The organism is Gemmatimonadota bacterium (genome assembly GCA_009838645.1).
GTDB lineage: Bacteria > JAAXHH01 > JAAXHH01 > JAAXHH01 > JAAXHH01 > JAAXHH01.
The window spans coordinates 1-18,722 of the sequence record VXRC01000011.1; the positions used below are offsets into that span (position 1 = coordinate 1).

The window sequence follows — 18,722 nt, forward strand, 5'->3', positions numbered from 1 at the left end:
CGCCCGCCCTATCCGTCTTTCGTCCGCTCGTGGTGAAGACAGTCGGTCTTACCCATTGTAACAAATATAGCAAAGGACTCGAGAACCCGTGGGCAGCCAATGACTAATTCAATAACACCAGCGGACTACGTTCCACCCACGCGGACCGGAGGTTGACCAATGACGGACCATCCAGGAGTTAAGCCGGCAGATTCGGTCGTTTCAGAAACGGACAGGCTCAATCTGCTGTTTTCGGAGGTGTACACGAAGGATCATAGCATTCGGGATCGGCTTAAATCCATAGAAGTCAAATTAAACCTGCTTATCGGTGCGATTCCCATCATCACGATCATCCTTCTGAAGATCGTCGAGCATCTTTTCCCCGGTTTGAAATAGCCGGCTGTTCCCATCCGCAAACGCGCTTCGACACGCAGCGGGACCGCGACGTCTGTTTCCCGGTTGACAAACCACGCGCGCCGCAACTTTTTCTAATCGTCAATAAGCGGCCTGCTGAAAGTACTCCAGTGGCCGCGTTCCGGGTACCACTGACCTCATCGGCTTACACTTGAGAACGGAGACTTCATGTCCATACTGGACGCATTCAGGCTAGATGGCAAAACCGCCCTCGTAACCGGCTGTCGCAGGGGGATCGGCAGGGGACTGGCCGAAGCGCTCGCCGAAGCAGGCGCGGATATCTTAGGCGCAAGCGCGTCGATGGAGTCGTCCGGCAGCGAAATCGAAGGGGCTGTCACAGCCCTGGACCGCAAGTTTACCGGTTACAGCGTCGACCTGAACAACCGGGACGCGCTGTATGATTTCATTCACCAGGTCAAGAACGATTTCCCGGTCATCGATATCCTTGTCAACAACGCCGGGCTTACGTTGAGGGCGCCCGCCGCCGAACATTCCGACGAATACTGGGACACGGTCATGAATGTAAACCTCAACTCGCCGTTCATCCTGAGCCGGGAGATCGGACGGGACATGGTCGCCCGAGGCCGCGGAAAGATCGTGTTCACCGCATCCGTACTGTCCTTCCAGGGCGGCATCACCGTGCCCAGCTACGCGGCGTCCAAGGGGGCCGTCGCACAACTGGTCATGGCCCTTTCCAACGAATGGGCCTCCAAGGGCGTCAACGTCAACGCCATCGCGCCGGGCTATATCGCCACCGACCTCACGTCGGCCCTGCAGCATGACCCGGAGCGTTCCAGGTCCATATCCGAACGGATCCCCGCCGGCCGGTGGGGCGCGCCGAGCGACCTGGGCGGCACCGTCGTCTACCTCAGTTCGGATGCTTCCGACTACGTCCACGGTGCGGTACTGGCCGTCGACGGTGGTTGGCTGGGCCGATAGGACACCCGGGAACCTAAATGGATCCCACGCGCCTGCGGTGTATGTCGACTGAAACGTCAGGGGGCCGTCCATGCCGTCGCCATATTCCAATCTGTTGACCGAAGAAGAGAAGTGGCATTTCGACCTGCATGGATACCTGCACCTGCGCGGCGTGATCGCGCCGGATCGCCTGGCACGCATCCTGGAGGTCGTCGCTCACTGGCTCTCCGTGGACGAGCCCGAGATCCCCGCGCCGGTGTTCAGGCACCGTCAGGAGCCCTACAAGACACACCTGGACCACATCCAGTACGGCCACCGGTTGTTCCAGGAACTGAACGCCGATCCGGAGATCATCCGCGTCGTCGCGGGGCTGACTATGGGCATGCCCCGGCTGTTTCACTGCAACTTCACGAAAATGGACCCGGCGGCGCCGGACGACGAGGATCACCAGGGCTACCACCGGGACGACAGCGAGTTCAAGTTTCCGCCGGGGTTCCGCAACCCCCACAACGATTACCAGGCGGCGGGCGGCGAGATCTACTGCAGCCACCTGGCCACCTGGGTCGCACTGGCCGACGTACCCGAGGGGACGGGGTTCAGCCTGGTGCCCGGCAGCCACAAGTCGGCCTTCGCAACGCCTGACGGGCTGAAGGTCGGCCACCAGCCGCCTGTCTCCATCACCGTACCCATGGAAGCCGGCGACGCCCTCGTATTTTCGACCCACGTGCTGCATGACGCCGCGGTCTGGACCCAGGACTATCCCAGAATGAACATCTTCCAGCGGTATCAACTCAGCGCCTATTTCAACGAAACCGGCAAGGGCGGGCTGCCCTTCGAGGAATTCCGCGATCAGATCACCAAAGAGGAATACGAACTGGAGTCGCTGAGCAAGGAGGAGAAGGCCGCCGTGACTCGAATGCGGCGTCACTTCGGATTGTAGTCAACCCACAGGAGACCTGCATGGCTTGGATACGCACCATTGACGAATCGGAAGCGGAAGGACAGTTGGCCAGGATTTACCAGGGCTCGATGCGATCCTGGGGCGGCGTGGACAACATCATCAAAGCGCACAGCCTGAACGTGCAGGCGATGCGGGCGGTGATGGTCTTCTACAAGGGCCTCATGCACGGGGACTGCGACCTGACGCTGGGACAGCGTGAAATGATCGCGACGACCGTCTCGGCCCTCAACGAGTGCGAGTACTGAATCCGCCATCATGGGGAGGGGCTCCTCAGAGAGATCAACGACCGGGAACTGGTGGACGCGATCAAGAAGGACTACCGCGCGGCGGACCTGGACGCTGCCGACCGCGCCATGCTGGACTATGTGCGCAAGCTGACCCTGGCGCCCGCTACGACATCGGAGTCGGATATCGTTGCGTTGAGGGAGGCCGGGTTCGGCGACAAGGCGATCCTGGAGATCAACCAGATCGCGGGTTTCTTCGCCTGGTGCAACCGTACGGTGGACGGCCTGGGTGTGGAACTGGAGGCGTTCTGGGACGATCCGGATGCGACGAATGTCTAGTCATCCCGCATTGCGGGAATTACGCCAAAACGGGGTTGGTCGCAGGATCCGTGTATACGAGGCATGATGGATTCGTTTGAAGTCATTCCGACCGGCGGCGCACTCGGCGCTGAAGTGCGTGGCCTGGATCTGCGCAACGAACTGGACGGGGAGACCGTACGTGTGCTGTGCGGCGCCTTTCTCGACCACTGCGTGCTGTTTTTCCGCGGCCAGGCGATCAGCCAGGAGGACCTGGTCCGCTTCACCCGGTATTTCGGAAGGCCCGTACCGCACGTGCGGCCGCAACCGGATCGCCCCATCGAGGAGATCTTCGTCATCTCTAACGTGACCGAGGACGGCAAGCCCATCGGGGCCCTCGGCAGCGAGGAAATCCCCTTCCATTCGGACCTGTCCTACCTTCCTGAACCGGGCACGATTTCATTGCTGTACGCGCTGGAAATACCTGACGAGGGCGGCGACACGATGTGGGCGAACGGATATGCGTCCTACGAAGCGCTGGACCCCGACATGAAGGCCCGCATCGACGGCCTTAACGCGGTTCACCGGCACTCCATCGACGCGCTGAATACCCCGGAGCCCACGATGCATCCGGTCGTCCGAATCCATCCGGAGACCGGGCGTAATGTGATCTACGTCAGTCCCCACCTGACGCATCACATCGCGGACATGGAACAGGGAAGCGGCCAGAACCTGCTGGACGAGCTGATCGCCCATGCCACCGATCCTCGTTTCATCTGGCGGCACCGTTGGGCGGTTGGCGACCTGGTCATGTGGGACAACCGCTGCACTATGCACCGCCGCACGCCATTCGACGACCGGCAACGCCGGGTCATGTGGCGCACGCAGGTGTTCGGCGCGGGAACAAGATAGGTGGCGTGGAATCGCGCGCGGTCCGCGGCCGGCCTGTAGTCAGGCGGCCTGGATCAGCAGTACCTCGGGCGACCCGGATCAAGCAGACTGTTGATCCAGCACCACCGGTTCGATTGCGTACCGGTCTTCGCCCTCGCACGAAATCCTGCCCGAGGAGACGTTCGCATCATGATCCAGTGCGATGATCCAGCCTTCGTCGGCCGCCTGTCGGAGCAGGCGCATCTTGGCGACCATGGTATCGTAGGGAAACAGGTCGTAGGCCATGTTGTAGGGTGCCCGCAGGTGGGTCTTCATGGGCAGGATATCGCCTGAGTAGACCGCTTTTGAGTCGCCGGACTCCACTTTCACCAGTTGATGGTACCGGGTATGGCCGCCGGTCACCTCGACACGGATCCCTTCCTCGATCTCCACGTCACCCTCCACCAGGGTCAGCACGCCCCGGTCCATCAGGGGCTGGTAGTTCTCGGGGCGATAGGTGGTCTTCATGGTGCCGTAATCACTCAGGGCGTCCTCCCACTCGCCTTTCTGAACCACATACTGCGCGTTGGGGAAAGCAGGTACGGCCCGGCCCTCCTCGTCCATCCGGGTCGCGCCGCCCGCGTGGTCGAAATGGAGGTGGCTCAGGATGACGAGATCGATATCCTCCGCGGATACGCCCCGGGCCGACAAAGATCCCAGGATGGTGGAACCCGACATCCCGTAGATGCCCCGGTCCCGGTCGGTCATCTTGTCGCCGTAACCCGTGTCGACCAGGATGAGCCGCCCGTCCTTCCGGATCAGCAGGCAGTTCGTATCGTTGGAGATCCGGTTCTTTTCGTCGGGGGGACAGACCTTCTCCCAAAGCGGTTTCGGAACGATCCCGAACATGCTCCCGCCGTCCAGTTTGAATACGCCGCCGCTGACGACAGACAGTTCCACTTCGTGCTCCTTTTGTTAACTCCTTTCTACCGTTTTACATGCCCTCACATAATAGTTGCCGGCCAGGTGAATGTCATGGCAAATGTGCTCGCGCTTTACGCCCTGCGGGATTTCCGTTACATTTAAACGGAAGCGCAGGTTCGTTCCTGACACTTCCTGACCTCTTCGCGGCCGCGCCGTCCTTGATCCAGTTGAATCGCGCATAGTATCCGCAGGTTACCGACATGTCCCTTTACGACTACATCGCCGCCGTGCCGAAGGCGGACCTGCACGTGCACCTGGAAGGGTCCATTCAGCCGTCCACGCTGCTGATGCTGGCGGAACGGCACCGCGTCGACCTGCCGGCGGACACGGAGGAGGGATTGCGTAACTGGTACCGGTTCAGAGATTTCCACCATTTCATCGAGGTCTATGTCGCCATCACGAAGTGCCTCCGCACCGTGGAGGATTTCGAGCTGATCGTGTACGAATTCGGCGCCGACATGGTCCGCCAGAACATACGGTACGCCGAAGTGACCTTCTCGCCGAGCACTCACCTCTGGATCAACCGGGTCGACCAGGACGTGTGGTTCACCGGGCTGACAAACGGACGCCGGCGGGTAAGGGAATCGTTCGGCTGCGAAATCAACTGGGTCTTCGACCTGGTGCGCAACGACTACCCCGAGCGGGGACGGTTCGACTATACGACCGATGTGGCCATCGAGGGGATGGACGACGGGGTCGTCGCCCTGGGCCTGGGCGGGATGGAGGAAGGATACCCACCCGCGCCTTTCGTTCCGTGGTTCGACCGGGCGAGATCCGCGGGACTGCACAGCGCCCCCCATGCCGGTGAGCACGCCGGCCCCGAGAGCATCTGGAGCGCGATCAATGACCTGGGCGCCGTGCGCATCGGGCACGGGGTGCGGGCCATCGAGGACCCCGAACTCGTCGATTACCTGGCGGAACACCGGATACCGCTTGAAATCAGCCCCACGAGCAACATCAGCCTAGGGCTCTACCCCGATGCGGCGTCTCATCCCCTGAAGGCACTCCACGAGGCGGGCGTTACCGTTACCGTCAACTCGGACGATCCCCCCCTGTTCAACACCACGTTGACCGGCGAAGCCAACCTGCTCGCGGACCCCTGGGGGTTTTCCAGGGAAACCATCGACGAAATCCTGCTGAACGGGATTCGCTTCAGCTTCCTGCCGGACGATCGGAAACAGATCCTGGAGACCGAATTTCGCAATGAAATGCGCGCGTTGCGGAGCCGGACGGGCGAACCGGACAAGGCGGGCGAACCGGGCCAGGACGGCTGACCTCGTGGCGACCCTCGCCTGACTCCCGATCAGGCAGGCTGACCTGGACCCTCAGACCAGGTGGCACGCCGCCCTGTGGCCGTTACCCTTGTCTTCCAGTACGGGGACTTCGGTCTTGCAGCGGGCCTCCGCCAGGGGACACCGTGGGTGGAAGGGGCACCCCGGGGGCAGGTTTGCCGGGTTGGGCACGTCGCCCTTGAGGATGATCCGGTCGCGGCCGAGCGTGGGATCGGGAAGGGGCACGGCCGAGAGCAGGGCCCTGGTGTAGGGGTGCAGCGGTTTCGCATACAACTGGTCCCGCGTGGATGTTTCGACGATCCTGCCGAGGTACATGACGGCCACCCGGTCGCTGATGTGGCGCACAACGCGGAGGTCGTGGGAGATGAACAGGTAGCTGAGCCGGAACCGGTCCTGCAGCACCTTGAGCAGGTTGATGATCTGCGCCTGGATCGATACGTCGAGCGCCGAGACCGGTTCGTCGGCGATGATCAGCTCGGGCCGGACGGCCAGCGCCCTTGCGATGCCGATGCGTTGCCGCTGGCCGCCGCTGAACTCGTGGGGATACCGGCGGGCGTGCGCGGGATTCAGGCCCACCGTTTCGAGCAGTTCGGCCACGCGGTCACCCGCTTCAGCCCGTGTGCTCAATCCGTGCACCGTCAAAGGTTCCCTGAGCAGGGCGCCGACGGTCATACGCGGGTTGAGGGAGCCGTAGGGGTCCTGGAACACGATCTGCATCTGGCGCCGCAGCCGCCGGAGATCGCCCTTCTTCATTTCGAAGACCGCGTGCGGCCTGCGCGCATCCCCCTCTTCGAGGGCCGTATGGAACGTGGCCGTTCCCGCGGAGGGATCGACCAGGCGCAGGATCGCCCGTCCGATCGTGGTCTTCCCGCACCCGCTTTCGCCCACCAGGCCCAGCGTTTCGCCCCGTTCCAGGGTCAGGTCGACCCCGTCGACGGCCTTGATGGCTGCCCGGTGGCGCCGCAGCAGTCCGCCGCCCACGGGGAAGTGTTTCTTCAGTCCCCGGACCTGCAGTAACATTCCATTTCCTTCAGCCATACGATTAACTCCGCTATACCGTCTCCGCCTGCACGACCCGCTGCCATTCGCCGCAACGGACCAGGTGGCGGCCTTCCACGTCCTTCAGCGCCTGCGGCCGGCCGCAGGCTTCCACCGCGAAATCACAACGCGGGGCGAAGCGGCATCCCGCCGGAAAGCCCACGGGATCCGGCACCGTCCCCTCGATGGTCGAAAGCTCCTCCGAACCCGAACTCATGGTCGGCACGGAGGCGAGCAGTCCGCGGGTGTAAGGATGGCGGGGACTGCCGAAGAGCGTTTTCACGTCGGCCCGCTCCACGACCTGCCCCGCGTACATGACCAGCACCTCGTGGGCCATCTCGGCCACGATGCCCAGGTCATGGGTAATCAGCATGAGGCCCATGCCCCGTTCTTCCTGCAGGCGGCGCAGCACATCGAGAATCTGCGCCTGGATCGTAACGTCCAGCGCCGTGGTCGGTTCGTCGGCGATCAACAGCTTCGGGTCGCAGGAAATAGCCATGGCGATCATCGCGCGCTGGCGCATGCCGCCGCTGAGTTCGTGGGGATAGCTTTCGGCCCGTTCTTCCGGCAGCGGGATGTCCACCAGGTCCAGCAGCTCGACGGTCCGCCTCCAGGCCTCCTTCCGGTCCGCGCCGCGGTGAAGGCGGACGGCCTCGGCGATCTGCTCGCCGATGGTGAATACGGGGTTCAGGGACGTCATGGGTTCCTGGAAGATCATGGCGATGTCGTTGCCCCGTATGTCCCGGATCTGCCGGTGGGAAAGCTTCAGCAGGTCCCTGTCCTCGAAGAAGATCTCTCCTCCGGCGATGCGGCCGGGCGGCTGCGGGATCAGTCCCAGGATGGAGTAGGCCGTCATGCTCTTGCCGCACCCGGACTCGCCCACGATACCAAGCGTCCGGCCGGTCTCCACCTCGAAGCTGACGCCGTCGACGGCTCGCACCACGCCACTCTCGGTGTCGAAGTAAGTCTTCAGGTCGTTTACGCGCAGGATCGTGTTCGGCATGGGTCCCTCATGCGTCTCTCATGCGGTTCCGCGCTGCCTGGGGTCCAGGGCGTCGCGCAGTCCGTCTCCCAGCAGGTTGTACAGGGTGACCGTGATGAAAATGGCGAATCCGGGCACGATTACGAGCCACCAGGCCGCGATATTGCTGCGCGCTCCGGCCAGCAGCGATCCCCAGGTGATGACCTCGGCGGGCACGCCGATGCCGAGGAAGCTCAGTCCCGATTCGGCCAGGATGGCGCCGGCCACGCCGAAGGCCGCGGGGATCAGCACGGGCGCGATGGCGTTGGGCAGGATGTGCACGGCCATGATGCGCAGGTTCGAACAGCCCAGGGCACGCGCCGCCGCGATGTAGTCGAAGGCCCGGACCTGGAGGAACTGGGAGCGGGTCAGCCGGGCGATGCCCACCCATCCCGTGAACCCGATGATGATCATGATCCAGAATAGGCTCGGTGGGAAGAAGGCCGCCGCCGTGATGATCAGGAAGAAGGGCGGGATCGCCGCCCAGAGTTCGAATACGCGGGACAGGATCAGGTCCGTCCACCCGCCCAGGTATCCCGCCAGCGCACCGAGCCCCACGCCGATGAGCAGGGAAATGCCCACCGAGACCAGCCCGATGGTCAGCGAATACCGCGTACCGTGAATGAGTCCGGACAGCACGTCGCGGCCCAGCCGGTCCGTGCCGAACAGGTGGTCGCTTCCCGGACGCTCGTACCGGGCGCCGAGGCGGATCTCGTCCGGCGCGTAGGGGATCAGGGGAAACACCGCGTCGCTGTACGCGTACCGCTTGAAGTTCCTCCGCGTCCGCAACTCCTCCGGCCAGTCCATCAGGCCGGTGTACACCGCGTATTGCCTGAACGCCGGGAAGTAGGTCTCTCCCTGGTAGACCATGTAGTACGGCTTGTTGCCGGCGATCAGGTCCGCGGTCAGCGCGAGGACGGCCATGGCCACGAGGACGTAGAGGCTGTAGAGCGCCGGACGGTTCTTGCGGAACTCCTTGCGCGTCAGCCGCCAGAAGCTCTCGCCGCCCTCGTTCATCACGGCATCGGCCGGCGTGCCGCTCACGCCATCGGCCGGCGTGCCGTTTAAGGCTTCATTGTCGTTAAGGTTGGACGAGTCCGATCCCACCGCCGGTCTCCTTCACAGTGAATTACTCCTTCCCAATGCCGGTCTCCTATCCCTGCAACTGGTCGAATGTGATCCGCGGATCGACGACCTTGAGCAGGATGTCCGCGACCAGGATGCCCAACAGGGAAAGCAGGGAACCAATGGTGAAAAGCGCCATGACCATGGGGTAGTCCCTGGTCAGCACCGACTCGAAACCGAGCAGCCCCATGCCGGGAATGGTGAATATCGTCTCGATGAAAACCGATCCAGCGATCAGGGCCGGCAGCAACCCTGCGGACGTGGTCACGATCGGGATCAGCGAGTTGCGGTACACGTGCCGCAGGATGACGACTTTCTCCGACAATCCCTTGGCCCGGGCGGTCCGCACGTAGTCCTGGCGCAGGTTCTCCAGCATGCTCGTCCGCATGAACCGGGAGATCGTCGCGAAGCTGATGTAGGCGGAGGCCAGCACGGGCAGGAACATGTGGTACAGGTGGTCCGTGAGGAGCCGCCAGAAGTTCCACTCGCTGGAGGCGTCCAGCGACTGTATGCCCGAGGCCGGGAACCAGTACAGGAACTCCCGGTTGCACAGGAAGATGATCAACAGCATGCCCACCCAGAAGGAGGGCATGGACCACAGGACGAAGGTACCGGTCGTCAGCATCCGGTCCGTGAGGGTGTTCTGCTTGACCGCGAGCCAGACGCCGAGGGGCAGGCCCACCAGGTAGGCGATGACGATCGCGATGACGTTGATCTCGAGCGTTACGGGCAACCGTTCCATGACCCGGCCGATGACGGGCTGGTTGTCCTTGAAGGATCGGCCGAAATCCAGCGTGACGAAGCGGTGCCCCGCGAGTTTGAAGAGTTCGATCCCCGCACCCCGGTAGGCATAGTTACCCGCCGCGCTGAAGGTCCTGCCTTCCCAGAAAGAGGACCGTTCCAGTTCGCCCGCTTCCTCTGGAGCGATATCCCGGGCAAGGACGAGGAACCGCTCTTTCTGCTCTGCCCGGTCCAGTCCCGTCAGCGCACGACGTTCCGACGCTTCGAGCCGTTCCAGCAACCCGTCCGCCCGCAAGGCGCTCCGGTCGAATGCGCTGATGGTCTCGACTTTCAGGAACAGCGCCGTGACCCAGTTGAAGTATTGCACGTGGACCGGCCGGTCCAGGCCGAGCTGCCTGCGGAGTTCCTCGCGGGTCTTTTCGATGTCCTGCTGCCGGTCGGACGCGAGCCCCTCGCCGCCGGCCACGCCGCCGAGGAACAGGTCCACGGGATCGCCGGGAGCCAGGTGCATGATGAAGAAGGAGATCACCGTGATCCCGACGAGCGTAGGGACCATGAGCAGCGAGCGTTGAAGGATGTAACCGAGCATAGGAGAACGTGCCCCCCGCCGGGTCATGGCCGGTTCAGCGCGTCATCACGGGTATGGACAGGGGCCGGAAACGCGCTGCGTTACTGGTACATCCGGTCGGTAGGCTCTACCCACCACTCCTGGTTCACGGCGCCTGCCGGATACCAGTTGACGCCCTGGAAGCGCCGGCTGTACGCACTGGCGACACGCGATTTCCAGAGAAAGGTATAGGGTTGTTCCTCGTGGAGGATCTCCTGGAACCGGCGGTACAGTTCGATCCGCCGGTCCATGTCGAATTCCGTTCGGTAGACCTCGAGGATCTCATCGGATTCCGCATTGCGGAAACTTACGAAGTTCGATCCGTTACCTTCGATCTGGGACGAATGCCAGATCTGGTAGGAATCCGGCGGAAAGCGCAGTCCCGTTCCCCCGCTCCAGCCGAGAGTCACGGCCGCGAAATCCTTGTTCTTCACCCTTTCCAGGAATATGGACCAGTCCAGTTCGCGGACCTGGCAGTCGATGCCGAGGTCCTCCAACGCGCTCTGTAGCGTCAGCGCAATATCTTTCCTGAGCTGATTGCCCGAGTTGACGAGAAACTCGAAACGGAAGGGGGTTCGCTCACCGTCGATCTCCCTGTCGAGGATCCCGTCGTTGTCCGTATCCGACCAACCGGCTTCGTTCAGCAAGGCCAAAGCCCGTTCCGGGTCGTAGGCGTAGGGCTGCAGGTCGTGATTGTACTCGGGCCGGAACTTGTGAATGGGACTTTCGACAGTTTCCGCGAGCCCGAATAGGAGGTTACGCACCATGGATTCCCGGTCGGTGAGGTGGGTCATCGCCTGGCGTACCCGACGGTCCCGGAATATGGGGTGTTCGTTGTTCCACCCGATATAGACGTATCCTCCCGCATACTGAATACCCTTCATGAACCGGTCCACGAAACCGGGGGACCAGCTCTTCTCCTTGAATTCCAGGGGTTTCATTCCGTGGATATCGAGGTTGCCGTTGGTCAGTTCGATGAAGGCGGCGTCCAGGTTGTTGATGATCTTGAAGACGACCCTGTCCACGTGTCCGGCGGGGGGGATTCCTTCCACGTCCCGGCCCCAGTAGTTCTCGTTGCGGGTGAGCACGACCCGCTGGCCCGTGACCACGTCGTCCTCCCAGTCCGCCACGTAATAGGCCCCGCTTCCCAACATGCGCCGGTTGAAATCCTGGTTGAACCTTTCGCCGAACTGCCGTACCCGGTCCGCGTGTTCCCCCGCTTCCCAGCTACCGTCGATGAGGCTGCCGATCGGCACTGGATCGAGCAACCCGTCCGGATCGTAGAAGTGCCGCGGGAGGATATCGAAACCGCCGAGGAAGAGATCGTTCAGGATGTAGGGTTGGCGGCATTCGAAACTGATCTCGTATTCCCCGAGTTTCCTGACGTCCTGAATGGAGGAGTAGTAGTTTCTGAGGTGAGGTGCCCGTACCGTGGGCGTCTGGATGACCTTCATGCTGAACAACACGTCGTCCGCCGTCAGTTGAACGCCGTCCGAGAAATGGACGTTCTCGCGAAGTCGGAAGGTATAGGTCAGCTTGTCGTCCGATACGGCGGGATAGTCCACCGCAATGAAACCCCGCTGCGCGTAGGGTGGATCGTACGCCGGCTCCAGCAGCGATTCGAAGACGTAGGTATGGACCTGCGTGGCGCCCTGGTCGCTCGACGTGTAGGGATTGAAGTTTTCGGGATCGGAAAGCGCGTGGCGCACCATCCAGTCTCCGTACCGTGGTTCGTCCATGCCCGCGTACTTCAGCGCGGCCTTCTCCGTACCATCCAGCACGACCGTATCCCTCGATTCGGACAGGATCGTCTGTACCTTGTTCCAGGGATCTTCCGTGGTTTCGCCGCCGCCGCAGGCGATCTGAGAGGCAAGCAGGCAAATGGCTGCGGTCGTTGCCGCGGTACCCATGGTCTTATGCATGATGTGATACCTCCAGGCATGTCCAGTGCACGATGCATAACCCGCATACAGTCCGGTGGTCCTCCGGGCAGCTACCTGCCCAGGCCCTTCTCCTCGAAATCGATGACGATCTTGATGCACTCGCCCTTGCGTCCGGTGGCCATTTCGAAACCTTCCTGGACCCTGGCGAAGGGCAGTTTATGCGAGATCATGGGCGAAACGTCGACGCGGCCCTCGCCGATCATGCGCATCGCGCTGGCGAAGTCGATATGGATATCCGGTCCGACCGAAGTCGTCAACTGGATGTTCTTGCGAAAAAGATCGAAGATGTCGGCCGTGTACTGCGTTGTCTTCGGGACGCCGAAGTTGATGAACCGCGCATTACGCCGGGCCAGTTTGACGCACAGGTTGAAGGTCTCTTCGACACCCACGACTTCGATCACCACGTCGGCCATCCGCCCGTCCGTGATTTCGGTCACGGCCTCCACCGGATCGGTGCCTGCCGAGTTCACGGTGTGGGTCGCCCCCATCTCCTTCGCGGCAGCGAGCCGGTTGTCGTGCTGGTCGATACCGATAATCAGCGCCGCGCCCAGGTTACGCATCATGGCCGTGAAGAGCAGTCCCATGGGGCCCTGGCCGACGATGGCGACCTCCGCGTTGAACCAGTGGCCCAGTTTGCGCAGGCAATACAACACGGTACCCAGGGGCTGGGCCATCAGAAGCTGCTCCTGGGGCAGTCCCTTCGGCAGCGGCGTCACGGACGTGCCCAGTCCGAGGAAATACTCGGCCATGGCGCTAGAGCCGGAGGGCAGGGCCAGGACGAGATCCCCTTCCCGGCATCCGTTCGACCAGGACTTCTCGATGACGCCTATACTCTCATGGAGGGAAACGCCCGGCGGCGCGGGGTAGTTCGCCGGACCCGTGAAAAGCGGATGGTCGCTGCCGCAAATGGCGGCGTTTACAGTTCGAACGAGCACGAGGTCCTTCAGCCCGTCCGGATCGGTCCGTTCCAGCGCGAGGTCCGGCCGTTCGGCTTCCACGATTTCGATGCGTTCCCGTTCGACGACCTGTCCCGCTTTCATCGGATTTCCTTTCCGAATACAGACGTATGTTTCCTGACAACCCATTGGTGCGACTGCATGCGCCGGCTACTGATCCAACCCGGGACGCCCGGACGCATCTTCCTGAATGTACCCGACCGGCGGGTATTGTCAAACCGAAACGGACGGGGCTGCGCGGGGTGGACCGTCAGGGTCTGTCATCACCGATGTAGATGTCGAAATAGCCCGTGTTGTTGCCCCAGAAGGGGTATTCGCCGTCACGGTCGCGCTTGATGCCCTTGAGCCAGGGTTTTCGCAGCGAAGCCTTCATGCCGTAGTAGAGAAACACGGCGCCCACGTCATCCGCGAGAATCCGCTGGGCCTGGTCGTACAATCGGAACCGCCGGGTCGCGTCCATTTCCGATGCCGCCTCGTCGACCAGGCGGTCGAATTCGGCGTTGATCCAGGGATGGCGGCTGTATCCGGCGGGCTGGGACCGCCACACCATGGCGAGCATGTTGTTCGGGTCGGGATAGTCGTAGTGGTACTGGATGAGGCTGAAGGGAATCTTTCGCTGGTACTGGGCGGTCCGGTAGGAGATGTTTTCGACGACCCGTATCGTCATATCGATCCCCAGGTGGGATTTGAGCATCTCCTGTATGGCCTGGCCGACCTGCTGCCGGCCCACATTGTTGATCCACATCTCGATCCTCGGAAACCCGCGTCCCTCCGGGTAACCCGCCTCGCGCAGGCGCTGTCTCGCCCGTTCCGGGTCGAAGCGCTGAATGTCCCGGTACTTGCCACCCGCGTAGCCGGGAAACCCCGGCGGCAGCATCGACCAGGCCGGCATGCCCATGCCCTGGAGCAGCACGCGGCAGATGGCCTCCCGGTCGATCGCGTGGCTGATCGCCTGGCGCACCTTCAGGTTGTCGAAGGGGGAAAAGTCCGCGTTGAAGAAGAGGAAATGGGTCATGAAATCCTTGCTGACGTGCAGTTCCCTGGACAGCCCCGGATGGCTCCGGATGCGCGGCAGATCGATGGGGGTAACGTCCTGCTGGTCGATCTCGTCGTTTTCGTAGGACAGCGTGCCGCCGGCCATCATGCGGGTATCCAGGAATTTCCCGATGATCCGCTCCACGAATCCCCTGTGGGGGCCGTTATAGTTCGGGTCCAGGACGAATTCGAAGCGGGCGCCGTGATCCCAGGACGCCAGTTTGAAGGTGGAGTTGGTCACGAAACGGCCGGGTTCGGACCAGCCCGGACCGTATTTTACCACCTGCCAGCGAGGCACAGGAACGGAGGTGGGGAAAGAGGCGATGTAGGGGAGATAGGGACAGGGAAGCGTGGTCCGGATTTCCAGTGTGTGGTCGTCGATGGCGCGGACGCCGACTGAATCCGCATTCCGGGTCTGTCCCTGGTTGAAGGCCTTCGCGCCTTCGATTTCATAGTAGAAGGAAGCATTTCGATTCGCGCTGGCCGGATCGACCATCCGCTTGAAGGCATACTCGAAATCGTGGGCCGTGACGGGCCGGCCGTCGCTCCACTTCGCGCCGCGGCGCAGGTGGAAGGTCCAGCGCGTTCCGTCGGGCGACGCCTCCCATCGATCGGCCGCCGCCGGCGTGAGTTCGTTGTTGTGATCCAGCCGGGTGAGGCCTTCGAAGGAAAACACCGCGCCGGTCGCCTCGTAGACGGCGATACCGATATCGAGCGTCGTGGGTTCGGGCAGGTGGAAGGAATAGACCTGCCCCTCGAGGGGCGCCGCGTCCGGCGGCATGGTTTTGCCCACCGAATTGACGGGCTGCGCCGTGGCCACGGACTGTACCGTGGCTACGGGCTGGCCTGAGTCGTTTTGAGCGACTTGAAAAACAGGAAGGAAAAGCAGCAGAAAACACAGCAGAAGGCCGGGATTCATGCGTACCTCCCCGTGGCTGCGCAGGTCTGAAACGCCATTCCCTGCCTGACCATATCCTGCCTGACCATTCCCGGCCTGACCATTCCCGTGCTATCCGGCAAAAATGGCGCGGTTGGAGATCCCCGAGCGGTAAGACGCCTGTTGAATGCCGCCGATGAACTGCGCGGTGCGGCCCGCCGGCGCCGATCCTTCGTACCACGCGCTGAACGACGCATTGAACTCCTGTATCCAGGCCCGGTTCGCTTCGGTGTCGTCACCGGCCACCACGTAGGCGTTGTTGAAGATGCCGTCCTCTTTGAGTCCGGTTCCGCCCGCCGCCTGGATGCGCGCATCCAGCGTCGAAAGCTGCAGGCCGGCGTCGTCGCCTCCCACGGCACTGGTCATGACTTCGGTCACGCCGCCATAGTGAATGGAGGTCCATGTGCTGAAACCGTCCTCCAGATCCCCGGACCGCGTGATGCCCACGTCGCCCGAGACCACCCGGGGCTGGGGTTCCACGATGCCGTCCAGGTTCGGGATGCGGGAGACCGGGTAGATCAGCCCGGCCGGCCGGTCGTCGCCGTAGTAGTCCTCGAAGACCCTCCGTACCGTGTCGATCCGCTCCCAGGTCTTCCCGGGCTCGTCGTCGACAGCGACCAGAATCTCCATCCAAACGGTCTGCTTCCGGAAATCGACACCGGCTTCGGCGAAGGGTTTCTCGTATTGCTCGTCCAGCACGAAGGCCGTTTCCTCCGCCAGGTCGGACCCGAGGGACGTGATGACCTTGCCGTCGCGGGTGTGCATGACCGAGGCTCCACTCGGCTGGTGGTCTCTCCAGTATCCGTAGTCGATCACGCCGTCTCCGATAGTGACGTGCTCGCCGCTGACGGCCTTGATCTGCACCTCGAACAGCGCCACGGGGTCCGGGAAGCCTTCGGGATGCGTAAACCGCGCCATGCGGTTGGAACGCAGCGGGCCGCCGGTCACCGCCTCGATCATCGGCGCGTACACGGTGTTGTAGTCGTCCTTGAGCCGGTCGCAGTCCTCGCGGTCGCCGGAAGGGGTCGTCCAAAGCACGTCCGTCTTGTAGACGTCGGACCAGTTCACGCCGCAGATCGTCAGGTTCCTGTTCAGGTTCTCGATCGTGCCGAACCACTCTGAGCCCACGTCGTTGGGATACTGCGTGCCCACATTTCCGCTCGGTTCGACCAGGCGGAATACCTGGTTGAGATCGTCCTTGACGAGCACTTCCGTGGGATTGGAAAAGATGGCGATGGGATTGTGCCTGACGATGCTGACCTGTGCCATGCGGTGATGTCCTTTCGGATCGGATTAGAATGACGGATATTTCATTGATTCAGGCCGTAGAAATTAAACGGTTGAACCGACAAAAACAAGCGTGAAAAGAAAGGAATGACGTTCATTCTCAGTCCAAGGCCATGCCTTTATCCACGGCAATGCATTGAGAAGACCGCAACGTGTTCGCGAGCGACCTCGCCTTCCACCGGAAGACCGGTGACGTTCAGCCTGCAGCGTCCGGGCGTGAAGACAGGATACAGATGGGCGTCGTAGATCGCCGCCTGGGCCTCGTCCTCGACGCGGGGATTGCGGAACAGTCCGGCATAGCGGTCCGTGAACAACTCGGAGAGCGGCGACCCCGCGCACCGGTCCTTCCAGGCTTTCTCCGCTGTCGCGACCCGCCGCAGTATTTCGGCGTGTTCACGCTCCAGGGCGCTCAGGTCGTTGACCAGCGCCGACACAAAGGCCCGAGTGACTGGGTGTTCGAAGGACGAGCCCCGGGCGCGCGTCACCGTATTGGCCAGTGCCGCCACTTCTCCCGTCCGGGACGCGTCCGGCAGGTGTACCAGGAGCAACCCGCAGGGACGCAGGGCGAAGGTGCCGAAGGACTTGGTGGGACTGACGGAGATCCAGAAGGGCACGTCGTTTTCGATGAAGGGGCGTATCTGGCCGTCATAGCTCATGGCCATAATCTCGTCGTATCCGCGGAACTCGAGGAGGCGGGCATACTCGAATCCGGAGTAGGCCCGGTCCAGCAGCACGGGACGGTCCTTCGACGCGTAGGCCCGTTCGCGCATGGTCTCGAGGGACTGGACGCGGCCGGTCGTATTCATCGGGCCCGCCTGGTAGACCGGCAGGAGGTCAGGCGCATCCATCACGTCACCGATGGGAAACTCGCGGCACGAGATCCTGCTCATCCGGGCGATCGCCTTGTATGCGGGCCAGGACAGTGCTTCCACGCCTATTGCCTGCAGATCCGGATAGAGCTGCAGGGTCATCTCTACCGCGGTCTTCACCGCGCCTGTGCCCGCGTCCGAGGGAATCAGCAGCGAGAAGCGGTCCCAGTAGTCCTTGGGGATGCGTTGCCACCGCAGCACCGCTTCCTTCAACGGAACGGCGAGGGACGCGGTACTTATGTACTCGCCGAGCAGGCTGTGGTCGATTTCGGCCCTGGCATGGTTGAGCAGCGTCTCGGAGGTCGGCCATGCCTTCCCCTTCCCGTCCACGACGATGCCGATGCCGTAGTTGTACCCATCGGGGTCCTGGTCGCATACGATCTTCGCGATCTGGTTGGCGTCCTTGCCCTGGGCGCTCAGCGCTTCCGCCGTTCGCTGTACGGCGGCGCCGAAGGTCGGTTTCATGCTCGCTCCGTTTCTTTTTAAGGAAGGAAACGCTAAAGACGGAAGGCTCACAGGAGGTAGACGAAAACGAACAGCAAGGGCCAGACGAGCACGACGAATCCCCAGAACATCCCGCCCATGGTCAATCCGTCGTGTGCTTCGCGGGTATACGCGCCTTTGCCGAACCTGCGCGACACGTAGAGCAGTCCCAGGACGGCGATGAAGACGTGCAGCGCGTGCATCCCGATCATTACGTAAAAAACCGCGCCGTAGATGTTCCGGGTGACGGTCAGGCCGAAGTCGATCAGCCGGATCCATTCCACGCCCTGCACCACCAGGAACAGGATGCCGAGCAGCGTGGCCGTGTTCAGCAAACGCCTGGAATGCGGCACGAGTCCGCGCCGGATGGACCGCCACGCTCCGAACATGGCCGCGCCGCTACCCAGCAGGACAAGGGTGTTGAAAAAGGACATCGTCACGGGGAGCCGGGGCTGGTCCGATGGCGGCCATTCCGGGTAACCCGCTCGTACAACGGCGAACGTGACGATCAGCGTCAGGAAGAGGACGGCCTCACTGGCAATGAACACCAGCATGCCCAGCACGTTGGTCCCCATGGCCGCCGGCGACGCGGGAGGGGAACCGGGCGGTCCGTCTTCACCGCCACCGCCCCGGCCGCCACCTCCACGGCCGTCACCACGGTTGTCACCGTGGCCGTTTCCGGTGTCGCGCCGATCCGATCCGGTATGCCCGCCGCCGGAGCCGGGGTCACGTTCCCACTCC

18 protein-coding genes are annotated in these 18,722 nt (G+C 62.6%); 7 read left to right on the top strand and 11 right to left on the bottom strand.

The window, feature by feature from the left end; all coding sequences use genetic code 11:
* Positions 1 to 159 precede the first annotated feature (159 nt).
* The 6 genes from F4Y38_03655 (at position 160) to F4Y38_03680 (ending at position 3,705) form a co-directional block, all read left to right on the top strand.
* Positions 160 to 375, top strand: a complete 216-nt coding sequence (locus tag F4Y38_03655) for a hypothetical protein (GenBank protein MXY48378.1) — start codon at positions 160 to 162, stop codon at positions 373 to 375.
* Positions 376 to 561: 186 nt separating this feature from the next.
* Positions 562 to 1,332: an SDR family oxidoreductase gene (locus F4Y38_03660; protein MXY48379.1), complete on the top strand. Its 771-nt coding sequence runs from the start codon at positions 562 to 564 to the stop codon at positions 1,330 to 1,332.
* Between the two features lie 70 nt (positions 1,333 to 1,402).
* Positions 1,403 to 2,251: a hypothetical protein gene (locus F4Y38_03665; protein MXY48380.1), complete on the top strand. Its 849-nt coding sequence runs from the start codon at positions 1,403 to 1,405 to the stop codon at positions 2,249 to 2,251.
* Between the two features lie 20 nt (positions 2,252 to 2,271).
* A complete protein-coding gene (locus F4Y38_03670; protein ID MXY48381.1) occupies positions 2,272 to 2,517 on the top strand; it encodes a peroxidase in 246 nt (81 codons plus the stop codon).
* A gap of 51 nt (positions 2,518 to 2,568) precedes the next feature.
* Positions 2,569 to 2,835 carry a peroxidase gene (locus F4Y38_03675; protein ID MXY48382.1) on the top strand — a complete coding sequence of 89 codons (267 nt, stop codon included), beginning with the start codon at positions 2,569 to 2,571 and terminating at the stop codon, positions 2,833 to 2,835.
* Positions 2,836 to 2,898: 63 nt separating this feature from the next.
* On the top strand, positions 2,899 to 3,705 hold the full coding sequence (locus F4Y38_03680; protein MXY48383.1) for a TauD/TfdA family dioxygenase: 807 nt from the start codon (positions 2,899 to 2,901) through the stop codon (positions 3,703 to 3,705).
* Between the two features lie 78 nt (positions 3,706 to 3,783).
* Here F4Y38_03680 and F4Y38_03685 read toward each other — a convergent pair whose 3' ends face one another.
* Complete coding sequence (locus tag F4Y38_03685; protein ID MXY48384.1) at positions 3,784 to 4,623, bottom strand: MBL fold metallo-hydrolase; 840 nt, start codon at positions 4,621 to 4,623, stop codon at positions 3,784 to 3,786.
* Between the two features lie 224 nt (positions 4,624 to 4,847).
* Between F4Y38_03685 and add the strand changes: the two genes are divergently transcribed.
* Positions 4,848 to 5,921, top strand: a complete 1,074-nt coding sequence (add, locus tag F4Y38_03690) for an adenosine deaminase (GenBank protein MXY48385.1) — start codon at positions 4,848 to 4,850, stop codon at positions 5,919 to 5,921.
* Between the two features lie 51 nt (positions 5,922 to 5,972).
* Here add and F4Y38_03695 read toward each other — a convergent pair whose 3' ends face one another.
* From F4Y38_03695 to F4Y38_03740, 10 genes are all read right to left on the bottom strand, one after another.
* On the bottom strand, positions 5,973 to 6,977 hold the full coding sequence (locus tag F4Y38_03695) for an ATP-binding cassette domain-containing protein (protein MXY48386.1): 1,005 nt from the start codon (positions 6,975 to 6,977) through the stop codon (positions 5,973 to 5,975).
* A 13-nt stretch (positions 6,978 to 6,990) separates the two neighbouring features.
* Positions 6,991 to 7,980 carry an ABC transporter ATP-binding protein gene (locus F4Y38_03700; protein MXY48387.1) on the bottom strand — a complete coding sequence of 330 codons (990 nt, stop codon included), beginning with the start codon at positions 7,978 to 7,980 and terminating at the stop codon, positions 6,991 to 6,993.
* Positions 7,981 to 7,998: 18 nt separating this feature from the next.
* The gene (locus F4Y38_03705; protein ID MXY48388.1) at positions 7,999 to 9,015 is read right to left on the bottom strand and encodes an ABC transporter permease; all 1,017 of its coding nucleotides are present in this window, start codon (positions 9,013 to 9,015) and stop codon (positions 7,999 to 8,001) included.
* A gap of 136 nt (positions 9,016 to 9,151) precedes the next feature.
* On the bottom strand, positions 9,152 to 10,453 hold the full coding sequence (locus F4Y38_03710) for an ABC transporter permease (GenBank protein ID MXY48389.1): 1,302 nt from the start codon (positions 10,451 to 10,453) through the stop codon (positions 9,152 to 9,154).
* Between the two features lie 80 nt (positions 10,454 to 10,533).
* Positions 10,534 to 12,393, bottom strand: a complete 1,860-nt coding sequence (locus F4Y38_03715; GenBank protein MXY48390.1) for a hypothetical protein — start codon at positions 12,391 to 12,393, stop codon at positions 10,534 to 10,536.
* Between the two features lie 71 nt (positions 12,394 to 12,464).
* Entirely contained in the window at positions 12,465 to 13,499 is a 1,035-nt protein-coding gene (locus F4Y38_03720; protein ID MXY48391.1) for a zinc-binding dehydrogenase, read from the bottom strand.
* 121 nt (positions 13,500 to 13,620) lie between these two features.
* Positions 13,621 to 15,324 carry a peptide ABC transporter substrate-binding protein gene (locus F4Y38_03725; GenBank protein MXY48392.1) on the bottom strand — a complete coding sequence of 568 codons (1,704 nt, stop codon included), beginning with the start codon at positions 15,322 to 15,324 and terminating at the stop codon, positions 13,621 to 13,623.
* Positions 15,325 to 15,414: 90 nt separating this feature from the next.
* Entirely contained in the window at positions 15,415 to 16,611 is a 1,197-nt protein-coding gene (locus tag F4Y38_03730) for a hypothetical protein (GenBank protein MXY48393.1), read from the bottom strand.
* 137 nt (positions 16,612 to 16,748) lie between these two features.
* The gene (locus F4Y38_03735) at positions 16,749 to 17,963 is read right to left on the bottom strand and encodes an aminotransferase class I/II-fold pyridoxal phosphate-dependent enzyme (GenBank protein ID MXY48394.1); all 1,215 of its coding nucleotides are present in this window, start codon (positions 17,961 to 17,963) and stop codon (positions 16,749 to 16,751) included.
* A gap of 47 nt (positions 17,964 to 18,010) precedes the next feature.
* A partial coding sequence (locus F4Y38_03740) for a heme-copper oxidase subunit III (GenBank protein MXY48395.1) occupies positions 18,011 to 18,722 on the bottom strand: 712 nt, incomplete at its 5' end.